This is a genomic window from Massilia sp. LC238 (genome assembly GCF_000735635.1).
Classification (GTDB): Bacteria; Pseudomonadota; Gammaproteobacteria; order Burkholderiales; family Burkholderiaceae_D; genus Telluria; species Telluria varians.
Map to the genome: position 1 here is coordinate 107,441 of NZ_JNNN01000053.1, position 17,943 is coordinate 125,383.

General features: G+C 64.4%; 16 protein-coding genes. 9 read left to right on the forward strand and 7 right to left on the reverse strand.

The features are described 5' to 3' along the window. Positions 1-5 precede the first annotated feature (5 nt). Together FG94_RS26065 and FG94_RS14830 are read right to left on the reverse strand one after the other, a co-directional pair. Positions 6-809, reverse strand: a complete 804-nt coding sequence (locus FG94_RS26065) for a DUF4123 domain-containing protein (protein WP_051996726.1) — start codon at positions 807-809, stop codon at positions 6-8. Between the two features lies 1 nt (position 810). After that, entirely contained in the window at positions 811-3,663 is a 2,853-nt protein-coding gene (locus FG94_RS14830; RefSeq protein ID WP_036213084.1) for a type VI secretion system Vgr family protein, read from the reverse strand. A 186-nt stretch (positions 3,664-3,849) separates the two neighbouring features. On the opposite strand from FG94_RS14830, the gene FG94_RS14835 reads away from it, so the two are divergent. Both FG94_RS14835 and FG94_RS14840 read left to right on the forward strand, forming a co-directional pair. After that, on the forward strand, positions 3,850-4,176 hold the full coding sequence (locus FG94_RS14835; protein ID WP_036213087.1) for a helix-turn-helix transcriptional regulator: 327 nt from the start codon (positions 3,850-3,852) through the stop codon (positions 4,174-4,176). Continuing rightward, the gene (locus FG94_RS14840) at positions 4,173-5,180 is read left to right on the forward strand and encodes a cation diffusion facilitator family transporter (RefSeq protein WP_036213088.1); all 1,008 of its coding nucleotides are present in this window, start codon (positions 4,173-4,175) and stop codon (positions 5,178-5,180) included. The genes FG94_RS14835 and FG94_RS14840 overlap by 4 nt, the downstream gene beginning before the upstream one ends. A 21-nt stretch (positions 5,181-5,201) precedes the next feature. Here FG94_RS14840 and cysK read toward each other — a convergent pair whose 3' ends face one another. From cysK to tcdA, 3 genes are read right to left on the reverse strand one after another with little or no spacing between them, the layout of a single operon-like run. Next, positions 5,202-6,134 carry a cysteine synthase A gene (gene cysK / locus FG94_RS14845; protein WP_036213091.1) on the reverse strand — a complete coding sequence of 311 codons (933 nt, stop codon included), beginning with the start codon at positions 6,132-6,134 and terminating at the stop codon, positions 5,202-5,204. 31 nt (positions 6,135-6,165) lie between these two features. Beyond that, positions 6,166-6,708 carry an FKBP-type peptidyl-prolyl cis-trans isomerase gene (locus FG94_RS14850; RefSeq protein ID WP_027865485.1) on the reverse strand — a complete coding sequence of 181 codons (543 nt, stop codon included), beginning with the start codon at positions 6,706-6,708 and terminating at the stop codon, positions 6,166-6,168. Between the two features lie 35 nt (positions 6,709-6,743). Next, entirely contained in the window at positions 6,744-7,634 is an 891-nt protein-coding gene (gene tcdA, locus FG94_RS14855) for a tRNA cyclic N6-threonylcarbamoyladenosine(37) synthase TcdA (protein WP_036213093.1), read from the reverse strand. 89 nt (positions 7,635-7,723) lie between these two features. Between tcdA and pdxH the strand changes: the two genes are divergently transcribed. Together pdxH and FG94_RS14865 are read left to right on the forward strand one after the other, a co-directional pair. Continuing rightward, positions 7,724-8,917 (forward strand): pyridoxamine 5'-phosphate oxidase, encoded by a 1,194-nt coding sequence (pdxH, locus tag FG94_RS14860; protein WP_036213096.1) that lies wholly within the window; start codon positions 7,724-7,726, stop codon positions 8,915-8,917. A gap of 61 nt (positions 8,918-8,978) precedes the next feature. Next, positions 8,979-10,187, forward strand: coding sequence for a cyclopropane-fatty-acyl-phospholipid synthase family protein (locus FG94_RS14865; protein ID WP_036213506.1), 1,209 nt, complete (start codon positions 8,979-8,981; stop codon positions 10,185-10,187). On the opposite strand, the gene msrA is transcribed toward FG94_RS14865, so the two are convergent. Beyond that, a complete protein-coding gene (msrA, locus tag FG94_RS14870; protein ID WP_036213099.1) occupies positions 10,180-10,719 on the reverse strand; it encodes a peptide-methionine (S)-S-oxide reductase MsrA in 540 nt (179 codons plus the stop codon). The genes FG94_RS14865 and msrA overlap by 8 nt on opposite strands. A gap of 124 nt (positions 10,720-10,843) precedes the next feature. Here msrA and FG94_RS14875 point away from each other — a divergent pair, with 124 nt between their 5' ends. From FG94_RS14875 to FG94_RS14895, 5 genes are all read left to right on the forward strand, one after another. Then, positions 10,844-11,350, forward strand: a complete 507-nt coding sequence (locus FG94_RS14875; protein WP_036213102.1) for a flavin reductase family protein — start codon at positions 10,844-10,846, stop codon at positions 11,348-11,350. A gap of 140 nt (positions 11,351-11,490) precedes the next feature. Further along, entirely contained in the window at positions 11,491-12,327 is an 837-nt protein-coding gene (locus FG94_RS14880; RefSeq protein WP_036213105.1) for an SDR family NAD(P)-dependent oxidoreductase, read from the forward strand. Between the two features lie 42 nt (positions 12,328-12,369). Continuing rightward, complete coding sequence (locus tag FG94_RS14885) at positions 12,370-13,347, forward strand: AraC family transcriptional regulator (protein WP_200879981.1); 978 nt, start codon at positions 12,370-12,372, stop codon at positions 13,345-13,347. Between the two features lie 163 nt (positions 13,348-13,510). Next, on the forward strand, positions 13,511-14,704 hold the full coding sequence (locus tag FG94_RS14890) for an acyl-CoA dehydrogenase (RefSeq protein ID WP_036213107.1): 1,194 nt from the start codon (positions 13,511-13,513) through the stop codon (positions 14,702-14,704). Between the two features lie 177 nt (positions 14,705-14,881). Continuing rightward, on the forward strand, positions 14,882-16,981 hold the full coding sequence (locus FG94_RS14895) for a bifunctional diguanylate cyclase/phosphodiesterase (RefSeq protein WP_229445954.1): 2,100 nt from the start codon (positions 14,882-14,884) through the stop codon (positions 16,979-16,981). Here the strand turns inward: FG94_RS14895 and FG94_RS14900 are convergent. Next, positions 16,953-17,873: a cupin-like domain-containing protein gene (locus FG94_RS14900; RefSeq protein WP_036213109.1), complete on the reverse strand. Its 921-nt coding sequence runs from the start codon at positions 17,871-17,873 to the stop codon at positions 16,953-16,955. The two genes, FG94_RS14895 and FG94_RS14900, sit on opposite strands and share 29 nt — an antisense overlap. Between the last annotated feature and the right edge of the window lie 70 nt (positions 17,874-17,943).

Genomic DNA, 17,943 nt, shown 5'->3' on the forward strand with positions numbered 1-17,943 from the left:
CGTCCTCATGATGATGTCCTTCGCCAGGTCTGCAGCATGTTGGCTACGGCTGCTGCTTCACATAAGAGATCCTGCTTCCAGAACCATTCGCACCATTCGATCAGACTGTGATCGCCCATACCTGCCTTCCGTGCAGCGCCTGATGCTGCGCTGAGCAGCGCATGCGTTCTCGAAGGACGGTTATAGACTTCATGCCCGCGGTCACCCAGCAAGGCCATCAACTCATCGGCATGGCTATCTCCAGCCAGGACTGCGAACTGACCTTCATCCAGCACCGGCTTATCAGCGGCGCACTCACTTGAACTCTCGACTGAAAGCGGTTGCCAGCAACCATCCCGCCCGATGTAGGTCCAGCCCGTCGCCGGACCAAGGAACTGGGCGCGCTGTATCGGATTGAGCACGTCGACAATGGCCGGCAGGCGCCGCGTATCCGGAAATCTGAAATTGAAAACCTGGCCGTCGCTTTCGATGACACACCATGCAGCCAAGCGGCGAGCCAGTTGCCCAAGGGGTTCCGGGGTGGCAATTACGCTGAGCATTGGCCAGCGGTCGCAGCGCTGCAGCAATGCCTTCAATGTCTTGTCCGCAGGGTCAAACGGTGTGAGGAATGGCGACGCGTTCCCCGCTTCTTCCGAACAGCCCGGGAGCAAAGCAAACAGAATGGCTTTGCGTTCGCTTGCGAGCTTCTTGTGCAAGCCAGGAACGAATGCGCCGTCGACCAGGACATACAGTCGATCAGCCGGAGCCAGCTGCGCCGCACGTGCATGCAGATCGTCCAGCCATTGAATGGAAAACGCATCGATGAACATGTCATTCCACCATCGTGAAGGCGGGGGCCGCAGCCAATGATTTCTTGAGGCAGGCAATGCAGATACTGCGTGGCAGTGCCGGCATCTCGAAATCCAGCTTCGCCGGATCGGAGAAACTCTTCTTTCCGGCATGTGCGGTGAGCTTGCCGGGACACTGGAGCGTGATGTTTCCGCCTTCGATCGTGATATTTGCCCCGCCCGCTGTCGACAGGCTGAGCCTTTTTGCTGCGGCCAGGTCGATGCGCGCACTGACACTGGTGAGCGTCACCTCGTCCCGCGCCTGCACTGCGATACCGTCCGCCTGTGACTGAATATCGATGGCGTCCGCGGCGGCGATCATCTGCAGACCAAGGCCTTTGACGGCGCCCGCCAAAGCGCCGATGGCCTGGCCCGTATGCAAACGCGACTGTCCACCGTCGACAAATTGGACATCTTGTCCGCTCAACACAGAAAGCGTTTCGCCATTCGCCAACTGAAAGCTCTGCCCTGCCATCGCGCTGAAGTCGTCGTTCGCCGCAAACGTCATGATCGGGTCGCTCGCATGCGGCAACTTGCCGTCACCGTCATTCGTGGTCCTGGCAGCCGCGTCTGTCCTGGCACGGTCCAGGCTGTCGCTGCCAACCATGCCCGACACCGAAGTCAGCATCGCCTCGAGCGGGGCGTTCTTATTGTCCAGCACGCTCGTATGGGCCGTCATGGCTCCTTTATGCGAAGCGAAACCCACCGCCTGATGCGTTGTCGCGGCTGAATGAAAGCTTGCGGCTAGGGAGACTGCCTGACGTAAAACGCCAAGGCCCCCCTTGTTCTCGCCAGCAGGTTCTCTACGGGCTGAGTCATGTGTGGCACCGTAACTCGTCACCAGCAACCCAGCCGCCCGCACAGCGCCATATGCATCGGTATGCAGTCCGGCGCCTAGGCCGCGGACGCTGCCGCGGTAGTTGTCGGCTGAATGGATCAGATGCCCAAGACTCAGTTCCGCCGTAACATGGGTGCACTTGAGCTGAATGCGACCCTGCGCATCGGTGTCATCGAACACCAGTTGGTTGTAGCCCGAGCCGCCGAATTCCTTGCTGCGCACGCCCCACTGTGCGGCCGTATTCCGGTGGCCGCCATTGTCGCCCGAGGCGCCGTGCCATACCGGACTGTGAGCGCCAGCCAGGTTGCCTTGCGCGGAGGCCGCGTGATCATTGGCATGCCCAAAGCAGGTCTCGTCGTTCCCTCGGTTCATCCTGCCTCCTGGCGTCGGCGCAATTCCACCCTCGCCTTGTCCGTTGTACAGGGCGCCCACGACAATCGGCCGGTCGATATCGTTTTCCAGGAATTGCACCAGCACTTCCTGCCCAATGCGCGGCAAGAACTGGCTGCCCACGCCGCCGCCGGCCGCCCGCTGGGCGACCCGAACCCAGCAGCTCGCATCGCCGCTGTCCTGCCAGTGAAAGCGAATGCGTATCCGGCCCAGCCGGTCGCAATACAGTTCGTCCGCGCCGTTTGGCTCGTCGTTGCCATCAGGGCCGATGACGACGGCGCTCTGCGCACCCATGGCAGTCGGTTTCGGCTCAGCACCATTGACGCTGCCTGGCAGCCAAGGGCGCCACGGCAACGCTGCCGGGACTGCCTCGAAGCAATTGGCATACCCTGATTCGACAGCCCGGCCGACGGCGAGCGCCAGGTCATCAGGCGCATTCGCGCACCTGCACTCCTGCAGCAATTCAGGAATGGAACCAAATAATTCTGCCAGCGCGTGCTGTGCCGGCGGGGGCAGGTTATTGACGCCCATGCTCGTCACGCGCAACACGGTAAACCCCGGTGACTCACCAAGTTCTTGCAGCGGAGCACCGGTGATGGTGAGACGCGTCCCAGGACGCAGGGTACGGACTGTCGAACGGCCATGCCATAGGTGGCTGCGCGCTTCCTGACCTTCCATCCGCAGGTCGGCGTGGCCTTGGGCATGGCGCCGGTCTTCGAACGCGTATTGGCCGGGCGCATCGTAGGTTTCCAAGCCAGGCAAGCTGCAATGAATGGAAAGACGGGTAGGCGAATTTGCAGCTACTATCTGCCTGGCCTTGTAGTCATAACTCAGCACTGTGGCGAGCGAAGCATGAAGGCGGCGTTGCGCAACCAGAGATTGCACTGTGTCCTGATGTTCGACGGCACTGGCGCCGTGATAGCGGATCCCGCCATCGATTTCGCTGCTATGGTCCTCCGGCACCGCGTCCGCGCCGGTGCTGTCAGCGAACAGGAGCATCGCAGGTCCTTGGTCGGTCTGCTCGAAGCGCCAGTTGATTCCCTCTTCTGCCAGAATCCTGCGTATGAAATCGAGGTCGGATTCACGGTACTGGCAGCAGTAGCTGCGCGGCGCGGTGCCTGCCATCAAAAACGAAATCTCATCGCTCCAGCGCCACCGCGCCAGCGGCAGATAAGCCTCAAACACCGAGTCGACAATCCCGATCACGGTCTTGTCCTGCCACACGCGGCTGTTGCGTACCTGGCCAAGACGCCATAGCCATGGCGAGATGCGCACCAGATAGCGGGCAAGGCCACCGTCGCTCCCAAGCATTGCTACTTCGCTGATCTCTCCAGTAAAGCTGGTGCGGCTACCGTTGGCCAAGGCAATCTGCAGGCTCGCCGACTGTCCCAGCAGTTTTTCCAGCTCTAGGTAGGCATTGGTCGACACGACAATGAGGTCTCGGACATCGAGCTCGTTCAAGGCGTCATCGGCCAGGAAAGCCTCGACCAACAGCTCTTTCGTACCGAGGCCAGCGCTGCTGCCGTCGATGCTCAGCTCATAGAGCCTTGTCGTGCTTGAAAAACGGGCAAGCTCGACGGCAATTTGTTCCGCCAGTATCGTGGTCATGTGGGAAAGCTATTCGTCGGTAAGTCCGCGATCCTCGGCGGACGGTCTGAAAATAAAAGTACATCGGCCAACATACCGGACTGATCCGACAAGTCATTGCGCAATCGCATCAATTTTCAGCGGCCGTACTGCTTGCCGGTCACGAGCATTTCGCCTAACATGTGAACAAATCTTCACATGTTAAACATGACTACACCTACCGAATTCGAACACGCGGCCGGCGCCGTCGAAGAACTGGCCGACCTGTTCCACCTGCTCGGCGACGCCACCCGCCTGCGCATCGTGCTGGCCTGCCTGGCGCAGCCGACCGCGGTGGGCGACATCGCCGCCTCGCTCGATTTGTCCAGTTCGCTGGTCAGCCACCACCTGCGCCTGCTGCGCGCGGCCCGCATCGTCAAGGCCGAGCGCCAGGGCAAGCAGGTCTTCTACTCGGCTGCCGATGCCCACATCAGCAGCCTGCTCGCCAACATGTTTGAACACATCGCCGAACCAATCAACGGAATGGACGCATGAGCACCACCCACACGCACGACCACCATGATCACGACCACGATCATGGCCACCACCATGGTTTTGGCCACCACCATCACCACATGCCCGATCCGGCCGGGCACGAGCGCGCCTTTGCGCTGGCCATCGGCCTCAACGCGCTGTTCGTGGCCATCGAATTCACCTACGGCTTCATCGCCCACTCCACCGCGCTGATGGCGGACGCCGGCCACAACCTGTCCGACGTGCTCGGCCTGGTGCTGGCCTGGGGCGCGGCGGCGCTGGCGAAGCGCGCGCCGACGCACCGCTACACCTACGGCCTGCGCGGCTCCTCGATCCTGGCGGCGCTGGGCAACGGCCTGCTCCTGATGGTGGCCTGCGGCGCCATCGCCCTGGAAGCGGTGCAGCGCTTCACCGAACCGGCGCCGGTACAGGGCATGACGGTGTCGATCGTCGCGGGGATCGGCGTTCTGATCAACGGCTTCTCGGCCTGGCTGTTCATGGCCGGCAGCAAGAGCGACCTGAACCTGCGCGGCGCCTACCTGCACATGGCGGCCGACGCCGCGCTGTCGCTGGGCGTGGTGATTTCGGGCCTGCTCATCATGGGCACCGGCTGGACCTGGGTCGATCCGGCGGTGAGCCTGGCGATCGTGGTCGTGATCGTGGTCGGCACCTGGTCGCTGCTGCGCGAATCGGTGCTGCTGTCGATGGCGGCGGTGCCGCCCGGCGTGGATGCGAACGCGGTGCGCGACTTCCTGTGCAACCAGCCGGGCGTGAAGGAAGTGCACGACCTGCACATCTGGGCGATCAGCACGACCGAGAACGCGCTGACGGCGCACGTGGTGATGCCGGGCGGATATCCGGGGGACCGGGTGCTGGACGAGATGGTGGACAAGCTGCGCAGCGACTTCGGGATCCACCACTGCACGCTGCAGGTGGAGGAAGGGACGACGCATCATGGTTGTGCGCTGGGCGATCATCATGGTCATGACCACGAACATGATCATGACCATGCCCATGCGCACTGAGTGCAGCCGGGCCGGCGAGCCTTAACCGGCGAGGTTGGCGTACAGCGCCGTACTCAGGTAGCGCTCGCCGAACGAGGGAATGATGGTCACGATCAGCTTCCCGGCGTTCTCCGGCCGCTGCGCCACCTGCACCGCCGCCCACAAGGCGGCGCCCGACGAAATCCCCACCAGCAGCCCCTCTTCGCGCGCCGCGGCGCGCGCCGTCTCGAAGGCATCCTCGTTCTTCACGGTGATCACTTCGTCGTAGACGCCGGTGTTGAGCACTGCCGGCACGAAGCCGGCGCCGATGCCCTGGATCGGGTGCGGTCCCTTGGTCCCTTTCGACAGCATGGGCGAGGCTTCCGGCTCCACGGCGATGGCCTGGAAGCCGGGTTTACGTGCCTTGATGACTTCGCTCACGCCGGTGATGGTGCCGCCGGTGCCGACGCCGGCCACCAGGATGTCGACCCGGCCGTCGGTGTCGCGCCAGATTTCCTCGGCGGTGGTGTTGCGGTGGATTTCCGGGTTGGCTGGATTGTTGAACTGCTGCGGCATGAAGCAGTTCGGATCGGCGGCCACCAGTTCCTCGGCGCGGCGGATCGCGCCCAGCATACCCTCGCTGCCCGGCGTGAGCACCAGCTCGGCCCCATAGGCGCGCAGCAGCATGCGCCGCTCGTTGCTCATGGTCTCGGGCATCACCAGCTTGCAGCGGTAGCCGCGCGCGGCGCACACCATCGCAAGCGCGATGCCGGTGTTGCCGCTGGTGGGTTCGACGATGACGGTGTCGGGCTTGATCATGCCGGCCCGCTCGGCGGCCTCGATCATGGCCAGGCCGATGCGGTCCTTCACGCTGTGCGCGGGGTTGTGGTATTCCAGCTTGCCGAGGATCTCGGCGCCGCCATTCGGGGCCAGCCTGCGGATTCGTACGAGGGGGGTGTTGCCGATCAGTTCAGTAACGTCGTTCGCAATGCGCATGCCGGTCTCCCGTTTATCGTTGGATTTGACTTTACTTGACGTTCACCAGTTCCACGTCGAAGATCAGGTCGGCGTCGGGCGGAATCATGCCGCCGGCGCCGCGCTTGCCGTAGGCCAGCGCGCTCGGGATGACCAGGGTGCGCTTGCCGCCCACCTTCATGCCCTGCACGCCCTGCTCCCAGCCCTTGATGACCATGCCGGCGCCGAGCTGGAACTCGAGCGGGTCGCCACGGTCGAGCGAGGAGTCGAACTTCTTGCCGCGCTGCTTGGGCGCGAGCGGCTTGTGCAGCCAGCCGGTGTAGTGGACCAGGACCTTGCTGCCGACACTGGCTTCCTTGCCCTTGCCGACCACGCGGTCGATGATCTCGACCTGCGGGGTGGGCGCGGCCGGCACGACCGGCTCGGCCTGCGGCTGGACCGTCTGCGGCTGGGTCGCCTGCGGGACGTTCTGCTGCTCCGGCGCAGGCTGGGTGGTGGGCTTGGACGCGTCCTGTTGCTGGGTGGCGCTGTCCTGTGCGGTGGCGCCGGCAGCGGCGGCCAGCAGCAGTGCTGCGAATGCGGTACGACGGATCATGTGGGTTCTTCCATCAAAGTGATCAATAACTGATCCTATGATAGCAAGGCCGCTTCGGCTTGCACAGTTTGCGCTTGAGCAACAACATCGGGCGCGTCCACCGGCTCGGCGTTCGCCGCATCGGCCAGCTTGCGCAGCAGGTGGCCGGCCGCCACCATGCCGAAGGTGGCCGTGACCACCATGCTCGAGCCGAATCCGGCGCAGTTCAGGCCGGTGACGCTGTTTGCATCGATCGCGCAGGCATCGCCGGCATCCGGGTAGCGCAGCGGCTCCATCGAGAACACGGCATCGATGTGGTACTTGTTCTTTTCACCCTTGGCGAAGCCGTACTGGGCGCGCAGGATCTTGCGCACTTTCTTCAGCAGCGGTTCCTGCTCGGTGCGGGCCAGGTCGCGCACTTCGATCTTCGTCGGGTCGGTCTGGCCGCCGGCGCCGCCAATGACGATGAGGGGCAGCTTCCTGGCGCTGCAGTAAGCGATCAGGGCCGCCTTCGACTTGACGCCGTCGATGGCATCGACCACGTAGTCAAAACCCTTACCGGCGATCATCGTCTCGATGTTCTCCGGGTCGATGAAGTCCTCGACCAGGGTGACCTTGCAAAACGGGTTGATCTGCGCGATGCGTTCCTTGAGCGCCTCGATCTTCGGCATCCCGATGGTCGAGCTGAGCGCCTGGAGCTGGCGGTTGATATTCGATTCGGCCACGTTGTCGAGGTCGATCAGGGTCAGGTGGCCGACGGCGCTGCGGGCCAGCGCCTCGACGATCCAGGAACCGACGCCGCCGACACCGATCACGCAAACGTGCGCCGCACGGAAGCGTTCGAGGGCACGCTCGCCATAGAGGCGCGCGATCCCGCCGAAGCGGCGCGCAAAGTCGACTTCGTCGTCCAGGGTAGCTGCAAGAGTAGGGGTATCGGTCAGGTTCATCCCGCCATTTTAACGGACCTCGATTGCGCATCTGCACTAAAATAGCTTCTAGTCAACCAAATTCTTCTCGTGTGTCAACAAAACGCCCCATGACTCTCAACCTCCACGACACCGCCCCCGATTTCGACCAGCCGATCGCCGTCCTCAAGCACTGCCATGACCGCATCCGCAAGCAGCTGGCGACCCTCGACAAGCTGCTCGCCCACCTGCCGGAATTCGGCGCCGACGAACAGGCGCGCCAGGCCGCGGCAGCGGTGCTGAAATACTTCGAGAAGGCGGCCCACCTGCACCACGACGACGAGGAACAGGACCTGATCCCGATGCTGCGCGCCGTGGCGCAAGGCGAGGACGCCGCCACCCTGCAGGCGCTGGCGCCGGTGATCCTGCAGGACCACAAGGACATGGACGCGATCTGGCAGGATTTGCACGAGCAACTGACCGCGATCGCCGAAGGCCAGTCCACGGTGCTGTCGGCCAGCGCGGTGCAGCGTTTCAGCCAGCGCTATCTTTCCCACATGGAACGCGAGGAGGGCACGATGGCGCCGATGGCCCTGCGCCTGTTCAGCCCGGAACAGATGGCCCAGCTGGGCAAGGCGATGCAGGCGCGCCGCGGCATCGGAGAAACCTCCCCTGCCCCGGCCATCGGCCAGGCCGTCGCCGACCTGCGCAAGGATTACGGCCAGGCCAGCCTGAACGAGAACGAAGTGATGGACGACCCGATGCTCCAGTTCACGCAATGGTTCGAGCAGGCGCTGAAGGCCGAGGTGAACGAGCCGAACGCCATGTCGGTGGCCACGGTGGCCGCCAACGGCCGCCCGAGTTCGCGCATCGTGCTGGTGAAGCAGTTCGACGAACGCGGCTTCACCTGGTACACCAACTACGACAGCCGCAAAGGCCACGAGTTGGAGGATAATCAATACGCCGCTTTGTTGTTCTTTTGGAGCGAACTCGAACGCCAGGTGCGCATCGAAGGACGTGTAGAGCGCACCTCAAACGAAGAAAGCGACCGGTATTTCCGCAGCCGGCCGCTGAAAAGCCGTTTGTCGGCCATCGCCTCTCGTCAAAGCGCTCCAATCGGCAGCCGCGCTGAGCTGGAACAGAACTACGAAGCCGTAGCACGGCAAGCTGGAGATGATCCGGCGCGTCCGGGCAACTGGGGCGGTTTCCGCCTCGTGCCCGAGCGCCTGGAATTCTGGCAGGGGCGCCGCTCCCGCTTCCACGACCGCATCGTCTACGAGCGTCAGGAAGACGGCAGCTGGACCCGCCTGCGTTTGCAACCCTAGGCCGGCCGCAGCGCGAGCTCGCATCTGCGCGGCACGCCGGCCACCTATGCCGGAGGTGAGCGTGTTCGAGCAAATGGTATTGTCGGCCTGGAGTGCAGGCCTGCGTGACAAGCTGTCGCTGCCCTTGCGGGTGGAACTGTGGGATGGCCGCCAACTCGAGTTTTCCTCCGAGCCGGCACGGGTGACCATCCGCGTCCCCGACCGTTCCGCCCTGCGCTACCTGCGCTCGCCCTCGCTGTACAACCTGGGGCGGGCCTACGTCGAGGGAGCGATCGACATCAAGGGACGGGCGGCCGACATCATCAACGTCGGCAACGCGCTGGCGGCCAGCCTGGACAAGGGACGCAGCCGCCTAGGCGACATGCTGCGCCGCGCGGTCCCGCACACGCGCGAGAGCGATGCCGAAGCGATCCGCTACCACTACGACGTTTCCAACGATTTCTACGCGGCCTGGCTCGACCCGGCCATGGTGTATTCCTGCGCCTACTTCGAGAACGGCGACGAAGACCTGGCCACGGCCCAGCAAAAGAAAATCGACCACATCCTGCGCAAGATCGACCTGCGGCCCGGACAGACCTTGCTCGACATCGGCTGCGGCTGGGGTGCGCTGGTGCTGCGCGCGGCCCAGGCCTTCGGCGCGCGCTGCGTCGGCGTGACGCTGTCCGAGAACCAGGCCCGGCTTGCGCGCGAGCGGGTCGAACATGCCGGGTTGCAGGGACAGGTCGAGATTCGCCTGCAGGACTACCGCGACGTCGACGGCAGCTTCGAGCGCATTACCAGCGTCGGCATGTTCGAACACGTCGGCGTGCAGCACCTGCCGGAATATTTTTCACGCGTGAACCGGCTGCTGGCCCCGGGGGGCATAGTGATGAACCACGGCATCACGACCACCAATGTCGACAACAGTGCCACGCCCTACGGCGGCGGCGAATTCATCGACCAATACGTGTTCCCGCACGGCGAGCTGGCCCACCTGGCCACGGTGGTGCGGGCGATGCAGGAAGGCGGGCTGGAGGTGCGCGACGTGGAAAACCTGCGGCGCCACTACGCGAAGACCTGCGCGATCTGGACCGACAATTTCGAAGGCAATGCCGAGCATATCCGGACGCTGACGGACGAGAAGCGCTTCCGCATCTGGCACGTCTACCTGGCGGGCTGCGCCTACGCCTTCGCGCACGGGAGGATCAGCCTGTACCAGATCGTGTGCGGGAAGGCGGATGGAGAGGTCGAGCAGTTGCCGTGGTCGCGCAAGTACATGTACGCTACTTGAGCCGCTCGCTGAAGGTCTTGCGGAACTTCGCCACCTTCGGCGCCACCACGAAGGCGCAGTAGCCCTGCAGCGGATGCTGCGCAAAATAATTCTGGTGATAGTCCTCGGCCTTGTACCAGGTCTCCTGGGGCAACAGCTGGGTCACGATCGGCGCATCCCATACCGCCGCCATCTCGGCCATCACCTTGCGCGCCGTCGCCTCCTGCTCCGGCGAGGTGGTGAAGATCACCGAGCGGTATTGCGGGCCGACATCGTTGCCCTGGCGGTCAGGCGTGGTCGGATCATGGATCGTGAAGAAGATCTCGAGGATGTCGCGGTAGCTGATCACCGTTGGGTCGAACTCGAGCCGCACCACCTCGGCGTGGCCGGTCGTGCCCGCGCACACTTGTTCGTAGCTCGGATTGGCGACGTGGCCGCCCATGTAGCCCGATTCCACGCGCGTCACGCCGCGCGCTTCCAGGTAGACCGCTTCCAGGCACCAGAAGCATCCGCCACCCAGGATGGCTACCTCCCTCCCGCTTTGTTCGCTCATTGCACGCACCTTTGCTATTTCGTCAGATTCGATAGTTCTTAATGTAACGCAAAGCGCACTTTCATGCAGTGCGCTCGGGATCAATACCCGGCCGGCCGCCCGACAGTGGCATAATGGCGATCCAATGAATACACGCTCTCCCCGTGCCACGACGCGCGGTTTCGACTCGGCGCATTTTCGCCACGCCCTGTCGCAATTCGCCACCGGTGTCACCATCATCACCACGCGCCTTGCCGACGGCTCTTTCCGCGGCCTGACCGCCAGTTCCTTCAACTCGGTCTCGCTCGAGCCCCCGCTCGTCCTGTGGAGCCTGGGCGCCGGCGCCAACAGCCTGCCCATCTTCAGCGGCAACTCGCATTACGTCATCAACGTGCTGGGCGCGGGCCAGCAGGACCTGGCGCTGCGCTTTTCGCGCCGCAGCATCGACGATCCCTTCACCGGCGTCGAGTACGAACTGTCGCGCACCGGCCTGCCGATCCTGAAGGGCGTCTCGGCCTGGTTCGAATGCCACAACCGCAGCCGCTATCCGGAAGGCGACCACGTCATCTTCGTGGGCGAAGTCGAGGAATGCGCCGTGCATCCGCAATCGGCGCTGCTGTTCCATGGCGGACGATTCGGTGCAACCGGCTAGGGCGACCATTTAAGATCCAGTGCAGCTGGCGAGGATCACGCCAGCTCTCCGGATTTTTAGGCAAATCCCGCCGGGTCCCGCGCCCTACCATTCTCTTCACCTTAACGCCGCGTCAAGCGGCATATCATGGAGAAGAGATCATGTCCAAAGTCTGGTTCATTACGGGCGCCGGCCGCGGCATCGGTGCGGAAATTGCCCATGCAGCTATCGCGAATGGCGACCGCGTTGTTGCGGCGGCTCGCAGCCTTGCACAGCTGACATCCACCTTCGCCTCGGTCGATTCGGAGCAGGTCGAACTGGTCGAACTCGACGTCGCCAAGGAAACGCAAGCCACGGTCGCCATCGAGGCCGCCGTCGCCCGCTTCGGCCGCATCGACGTGCTCGTCAACAACGCCGCCTATGGGCTGCTGGGCAACTTCGAGGAGCTGTCCCCGGCCGACATCGAACAGCAGTTCACGGTCAATGTATTCGGCGTGATGCACGTGCTGCGTGCCGCCCTGCCGGTGTTGCGCCGCCAGCGCGCGGGCCACGTCGTCAACATCAGCTCGATCGCCGGCGTCACCGGCTTCGACGGCGCCTCGGTCTACTGCGCTACCAAGTACGCGATCGAAGGCCTGTCCTCTTCGCTCGGGCTGGAGTTGGCCAAGTTCGGCATCAAGGTGAGCACTGTCGAGCCGGGCTTCTTCCGTACCGATTTCCTCGACCAGAGCTCGGTGCGCTACGGCCAGAAGCTGATCGACGATTATGCGGCCTACGGCTCGGTCGAGAACGCTTATGGCGCCTACCACGGCAAGCAGCTGGGCGATCCAGCCAAGCTCGCCAAGCTGGTGGTGCACCTGGCCGGGATGGACAATCCGCCGAAGCAGTTCCTTGCAGGCAGTGATGCACTCGCCATGGCACAAACCGCGATCGATGCCCGACTCGTCGAGTTGAACCAACTGGCTGGACTGTCGCGCTCGACGGACCACGATGCCTGAGCACTGCACCGGCGCTGGTGGTATCCTGCGATCGATAGCGCCATGAACTCGCCCGACCAGCTCCCCATCCTTGCCGGTGTCCAGACAAGCGAGCCGCCCCAGCAGCCGGCCATGCCTGCGCTTGCGCGCTTGGCGCGGCTGCTGCTTGCCAATGCGCCGCAGGACGGTTCCTTCGAGACCTGCATTCCGGGCGTACATGCCATCCGCGCTTCGACCACCAGCGCGGAACTGGTGCATGGCCTGCACCGCCCTGCCCTGTGCATCGTTGCGCAGGGCGCCAAGACGGTCATGCTGGGCGAAGAGTCCTACGAATACGATCCCTCGCGCATGATGATCTTTTCGCTGGACCTGCCGATCGCCGCCATGATCAGGCAAGCCAGCGTGGCCGCGCCCTACCTGTCCTTCCGGCTCGATTTCGACCAGCAACGGCTGGCGGAACTGATCCTGAAGGCCTATCCGGAAGGTGTGCCGGCCGTTCGCGACAGGCGTGCCGTGTACGTGGCGCAGGCGGGCGAGGCCATCGTCGACGCCGCGGCGCGTTTGATGGCGCTGGCCGGCCAGCCCGAGGATGCCGCCCTGCTGGCGCCGCTGGCCATCGACGAGATCATGCTGCGCCTCTTGCGCGGCCCCTTTGGCGCCCGCCTGGCCCAGCTCGGCCGCGTCGAATCGCACCGTATCGGCAAGGTAGTGGACTGGATCCGCCGGAATTACGACCGGCCTGTCCGCATCGACGACATGGCCGAGCTGGCGCACATGAGTCCCTCCTCCCTGCATGAGCACTTCAAGTCGCTGACCTCGATGAGCCCGCTGCAGTTCCAGAAGACCCTGCGCCTGCAGGAAGCACGCCGCCTGATGTTGTCGAGCGGCATGGATGCCGGGCTTGCTTCCCAGCGTGTCGGCTATGCCAGCCCCTCGCAGTTCAGCCGTGAATATGCTCGCCATTTCGGCTCGGCGCCGACACGCGACATGCTGCGTCTACGCAATGCCGGCCTGGCACAAGCAGTATCATTTACACAATAATCCGCTATCGTCAGCGCTCGAATTTCCGACCGAGCAAAAATGAAAATGCTTGTCGCAGATTCAAAAGATACGGCGGCGCACCATTCTTATAATGGTCAAGCCATGGCGTGGCCTTCAGACTGGCGTGCGCCTCGTACAAGAACCTATCGAGACAGGAAGATCCATGAGCCATTCCGATTCGCCCCGCAAAGCCGCCTTCCACTGGGACGACCCCCTGCTGTTGAACAGCCAGCTCACCGATGAAGAACGCATGGTGCGCGAGGCTGCGGCGAGCTACTGCCAGGACAAGCTCAAGCCGCGCATCCTCGAGGCTTTCCGCCACGAGCGCATGGACAACGCGATCTTCCGCGAAATGGGCGAACTCGGCCTGCTCGGCCCGACCATCCCGGAACAATACGGCGGCCCGGGCCTGAACTACGTCTCGTATGGCCTGATCGCGCGCGAAGTCGAGCGCGTCGACTCCGGCTACCGCTCGATGATGAGCGTGCAGTCCTCGCTGGTGATGGTGCCGATCTTTGAGTTCGGCAATGAGGAAACCAAACAGAAATACCTGCCGAAACTGGCCACCGGCGAATGGATCGGCTGCTTCGGCCTGACCGAGCCGAACCACGGCTCCGACCCGGCCTCGATGGTCACCCGCGCCCGCAAGGTCGAGGGCGGCTATTCGCTGAGCGGTTCCAAGATGTGGATCACCAACTCGCCGGTCGCCGATGTGTTCGTGGTCTGGGCCAAGGACGACGAAGGCGCGATCCGCGGCTTCGTGCTGGAAAAGGGCTGGAAGGGCTTGAGCGCTCCCGCCATCCACGGCAAGTTCGGCCTGCGCGCCTCGGTCACCGGCGAGATCGTCATGGACGAGGTGTTCTGCCCGGAAGAAAACGCCTTCCCGGACGTGCGCGGCCTGAAGGGCCCGTTCACCTGCCTGAACTCGGCGCGCTACGGCATCGCCTGGGGCGCGCTCGGCGCGGCCGAAGACTGCTGGCACACGGCGCGCCAGTACGCGCTGGACCGCAAGCAGTTCGGCAAGCCGCTCGCCGCCAACCAGCTGGTGCAGAAGAAGCTGGCCGACATGCAGACCGAAATCACCCTCGGCCTGCAAGGCTGCCTGCGCCTGGGCCGCATGAAGGACGAAAGCACTGCCGCCGTCGAGATCACCTCGATCATGAAGCGCAACTCCTGCGGCAAGGCACTCGATATTGCCCGTACGGCACGTGACATGCTCGGTGGTAACGGTATCTCGGACGAGTTCGGCATCGTGCGCCACATGGTCAACCTCGAAGTGGTCAACACCTACGAAGGCACCCACGACATCCACGCGCTGATCCTCGGCCGTGCACAGACCGGCATCGCCGCGTTCTGACCCGCCAGGCGCGCCGCCGGCCGGTGGCGCGCTTTTTCCCTCTCGCACTGGCCGAGTTACAACAATTCTTTTCTAGTTTCAATCGCGCTACGTCAATACGGTGCAAATTTGCGCTAGGATAGTTACCGGATTCTTATAACCAGAACTAGCGGTAACTCAGACCATGTGCGAGGCCGGATGAGCGCTCTTGACGGACCGCAATCGCCTGCTCTCAGCGACGCCCGTGCGTTGTCGCTCGAGCTGCTGCTCCAGAACCTGCCTGGCGTTGCCTACCGCTGCCGGTACGACGCCGACTGGACCATGGAGTTCATCAGCGACGGGGTGGAAAAGCTGACCGGTTATCCTGCCGCCGCCTTCCTGGCGCGCTCCGGACTGAACTTCGCCAGCTTGATCCATCCGGGCGACCGCGCCGGCGCCGAACGCGGCGTCGCCCTGGCGCTGCAGCAGGGGCGCTCCTTCAAGCTGACCTACCGCATCCGCTGCGCCAACGGCGAAACCAGATGGGTATATGAACAAGGGGCCGCACCGCCTCAGGGGCGAGGCGAGATCCTTGAAGGCTTCATGTTCGACTACACCGAGCTGCGCAATGCCAACATGCTGGTGCAGGAACAGGCCTCCTACCTGCAGCAGGCGCGCGACGCCATCATTGCGATGGACCTGAATTCGCGCATCACCTACTGGAACAACGGCGCCGAACGGCTGTACGGCTGGAGCGCCCTCGAAGCGCGCGGCAAGAAGTTTTCCGACATGCTGTGCGGGGAACAGCGGGCCTACCATGCGGCCTACGAGAACACGCTCGCCAATGGCGAATGGACGGGCGAGCTGTCGCACCTGCGGCGCGACGGCGTCTGCATCGAGACCGACACCCGCTGGACGCTGATGGCCGCCGACCGCGAGTCGGGCGCGCTGCAGAAGATCCTGGTGATCAGCACCGACATCAGCGAGCGCAAGCACAATGAAGCGAAGATCTACCGCCTCGCCTTCTTCGACGCGCTCACCGACCTGCCGAACCGCGCCAGCCTGCTCGACCACCTGCGCCGCGCCCTGCTGGGCAGCGCCCGCACGCGCAAGTGCGGCGCCCTGATGTTCTGCGACCTCGACAAGTTCAAGTACCTGAACGACTCGCAGGGCCACGCCGCCGGCGACATGCTGCTGCAGGCGGTGGCGCGCCGCCTCGAGCACTGCGTGCGCGAAGCCGACATGGTGGCGCGCCTGGGCGGCGACGAATTCGTGATCCTGATCCAGCCGGTGGAAGACACGCGCGAGGGCGCGGCGGCCCAGGCCGAGACGGTGGCCAGCAAGGTGGTGGCCGCGATGGCTGCGCCCTTCCAGCTGGCCGACATGATGTATTCGGTGTCGGTCAGCGTCGGCGTGACCACCTTGTGCGGCACCGTGGACACGGTCGAATCGACGCTGCGCCAGGCCGACGCCGCGATGTACCAGGCCAAGGCCTGCGGCCGCAACACCTACCGCTTCCACGACCCGGCGGTGCAGGCGGCGTGGTCGGCCCGGGCCGAGCTGGAAGGCGCGATGCGGCGCGCGCTGCGCGACAACGAGTTCGTGCTGCATTACCAGCCGCAGCTCGACCGCAGCAGCCGCGTGATCGGCGCCGAAGCGCTGTTGCGCTGGCGCCTGCCGGACGGCCAGCTGCTGTATCCGGCCGAGTTCATCCAGGCCGCCGAAGAGAGCGGCCTGATCATCGACATCGGGCGCTGGGTGCTGCGCACCGCCTGCGCCGAGCTGGCGCGCTGGCAGCGCTTTCCCGACACGGCCGGGCTGACGATGTCGGTCAATGTCAGCGCCGGCCAGTTCATGGAGCCGGACTTCGTGCCGATGCTGCAGCAGGTGTTCGAAGAAACCGGGGTGCAGCCGTCCAGCCTCAAGCTCGAGCTGACCGAAAGCCTGGTGGTGAGCGACTTCACCCACACCGCGCACACCATGGCCACCCTGAAGCAGCGCGGCATCAGCTTTTCCCTGGACGACTTCGGCACCGGCTACTCGTCGCTGGCCTACCTGCGCAAGCTGCCGCTCGACCAGCTCAAAATCGACCAGTCCTTCATGCGCGATGTGCTCACCGACCAGAACGACGCGTCCATCGTGCGCTCGATCATCGCGCTGGGCGAGAGCCTGGGCCTGCAGGTGATCGCGGAAGGCGTCGAGACGCCCGGCCAGCGCCAGTTCTTGTCGGACGCCGGCTGCTACATCTACCAGGGCTTTTTATACCAGCACGCGCTCAGCGCCGAGCACTTCACGCAGTACGCGCGCACGGTGCATTAGCCCCGAGCGCCAGCGGTATGCCCCGCGCCCAGCGGTTCGAGGAGAGCGAGAATTCCAGCGCCCGCACCTGGTGGAACCAGCCGGCCGGCACGTACAGCAGGTCGCCCGGCGCGACGATGCACTCGACCGTGGCCGCCTGGCGCGCCAGCGGATACGCGTCGAAGTCCGGCGCCTCCGGGTCGACGGGTGAACCGAACAGGACCGGATTGGCTTCGTTCGCGTAGAGGAAGGCATCGTGGTGGGGCGGCGCCAGGAAGATGCGTTTGGTGCCCCAGATTTGCGCGAAGATGTTGTCGTCGAAGTCGCAATGCAGGGGCGTCATCGTGCCTACCGGGCCGAGCCAGAAACGGGGCGGCCCCATCTTGCGAAAGTAGGCCGGCCAGTGGCACAGGCGGTTCAGCTCGCGCAGTTCCAGGTTGCCGACATAGGGCGGCGGCTCGCCGGCGCCGTGGATGCGTTCGGGCTCGAGGTCGAGGTAGGCGCGCAAGGACATGTCGCGCATCGGGCGGTCGGCCCGGAAGGGTTGCCGGATGTAGTCGCCGACGCGGGCGCGCACCGGCAGATCGCCGTAGCGTTCGCGCAGCTCGCGCGGGGTAAGGCTGCACAGGGGCCAGCGATCGACCAGGCCGGTCATGATGAAGGGGAGTCCTTGCGCGGCGCGCGCCGCGAAGGCTGCAGCGTCCAGCCGCTTGAGGCGCGGCACTTCGGAGGGGATCGGCAGGCCGCGCGCATGGTCCTTGACGGCCTGGCGCATCGCGGCGATCGAGACGACGCCGCGTACCGCGGCGTCGCGCTCTTCCTGCGCCAGCTTCCTGGCTGCCGCGTCTTCCGGCGTCGTCGCCGGCGTCGGCAGCGGTGGCAGGATGCCTTTCGCTTCCCTATTGTCCTGCATATGTTTTCAGCACTCCACACGAAACCGTACAGGTTAGCGCGTGGAGGCCAGGATGTCGACAAATGCGGTC

Coding starts and splice junctions, on each gene's coding strand:
- FG94_RS26065 (WP_051996726.1), bottom strand. CDS start 809: ATGTTCATCGATGCGTTTTCCATTCAATGGCTGGACGATCTGCATGCA.
- FG94_RS14830 (WP_036213084.1), bottom strand. CDS start 3,663: ATGACCACGATACTGGCGGAACAAATTGCCGTCGAGCTTGCCCGTTTT.
- FG94_RS14835 (WP_036213087.1), top strand. CDS start 3,850: ATGACTACACCTACCGAATTCGAACACGCGGCCGGCGCCGTCGAAGAA.
- FG94_RS14840 (WP_036213088.1), top strand. CDS start 4,173: ATGAGCACCACCCACACGCACGACCACCATGATCACGACCACGATCAT.
- cysK (WP_036213091.1), bottom strand. CDS start 6,134: ATGCGCATTGCGAACGACGTTACTGAACTGATCGGCAACACCCCCCTC.
- FG94_RS14850 (WP_027865485.1), bottom strand. CDS start 6,708: ATGATCCGTCGTACCGCATTCGCAGCACTGCTGCTGGCCGCCGCTGCC.
- tcdA (WP_036213093.1), bottom strand. CDS start 7,634: ATGAACCTGACCGATACCCCTACTCTTGCAGCTACCCTGGACGACGAA.
- pdxH (WP_036213096.1), top strand. CDS start 7,724: ATGACTCTCAACCTCCACGACACCGCCCCCGATTTCGACCAGCCGATC.
- msrA (WP_036213099.1), bottom strand. CDS start 10,719: ATGAGCGAACAAAGCGGGAGGGAGGTAGCCATCCTGGGTGGCGGATGC.
- FG94_RS14875 (WP_036213102.1), top strand. CDS start 10,844: ATGAATACACGCTCTCCCCGTGCCACGACGCGCGGTTTCGACTCGGCG.
- FG94_RS14880 (WP_036213105.1), top strand. CDS start 11,491: ATGTCCAAAGTCTGGTTCATTACGGGCGCCGGCCGCGGCATCGGTGCG.
- FG94_RS14885 (WP_200879981.1), top strand. CDS start 12,370: ATGAACTCGCCCGACCAGCTCCCCATCCTTGCCGGTGTCCAGACAAGC.
- FG94_RS14890 (WP_036213107.1), top strand. CDS start 13,511: ATGAGCCATTCCGATTCGCCCCGCAAAGCCGCCTTCCACTGGGACGAC.
- FG94_RS14895 (WP_229445954.1), top strand. CDS start 14,882: ATGAGCGCTCTTGACGGACCGCAATCGCCTGCTCTCAGCGACGCCCGT.
- FG94_RS14900 (WP_036213109.1), bottom strand. CDS start 17,873: ATGCAGGACAATAGGGAAGCGAAAGGCATCCTGCCACCGCTGCCGACG.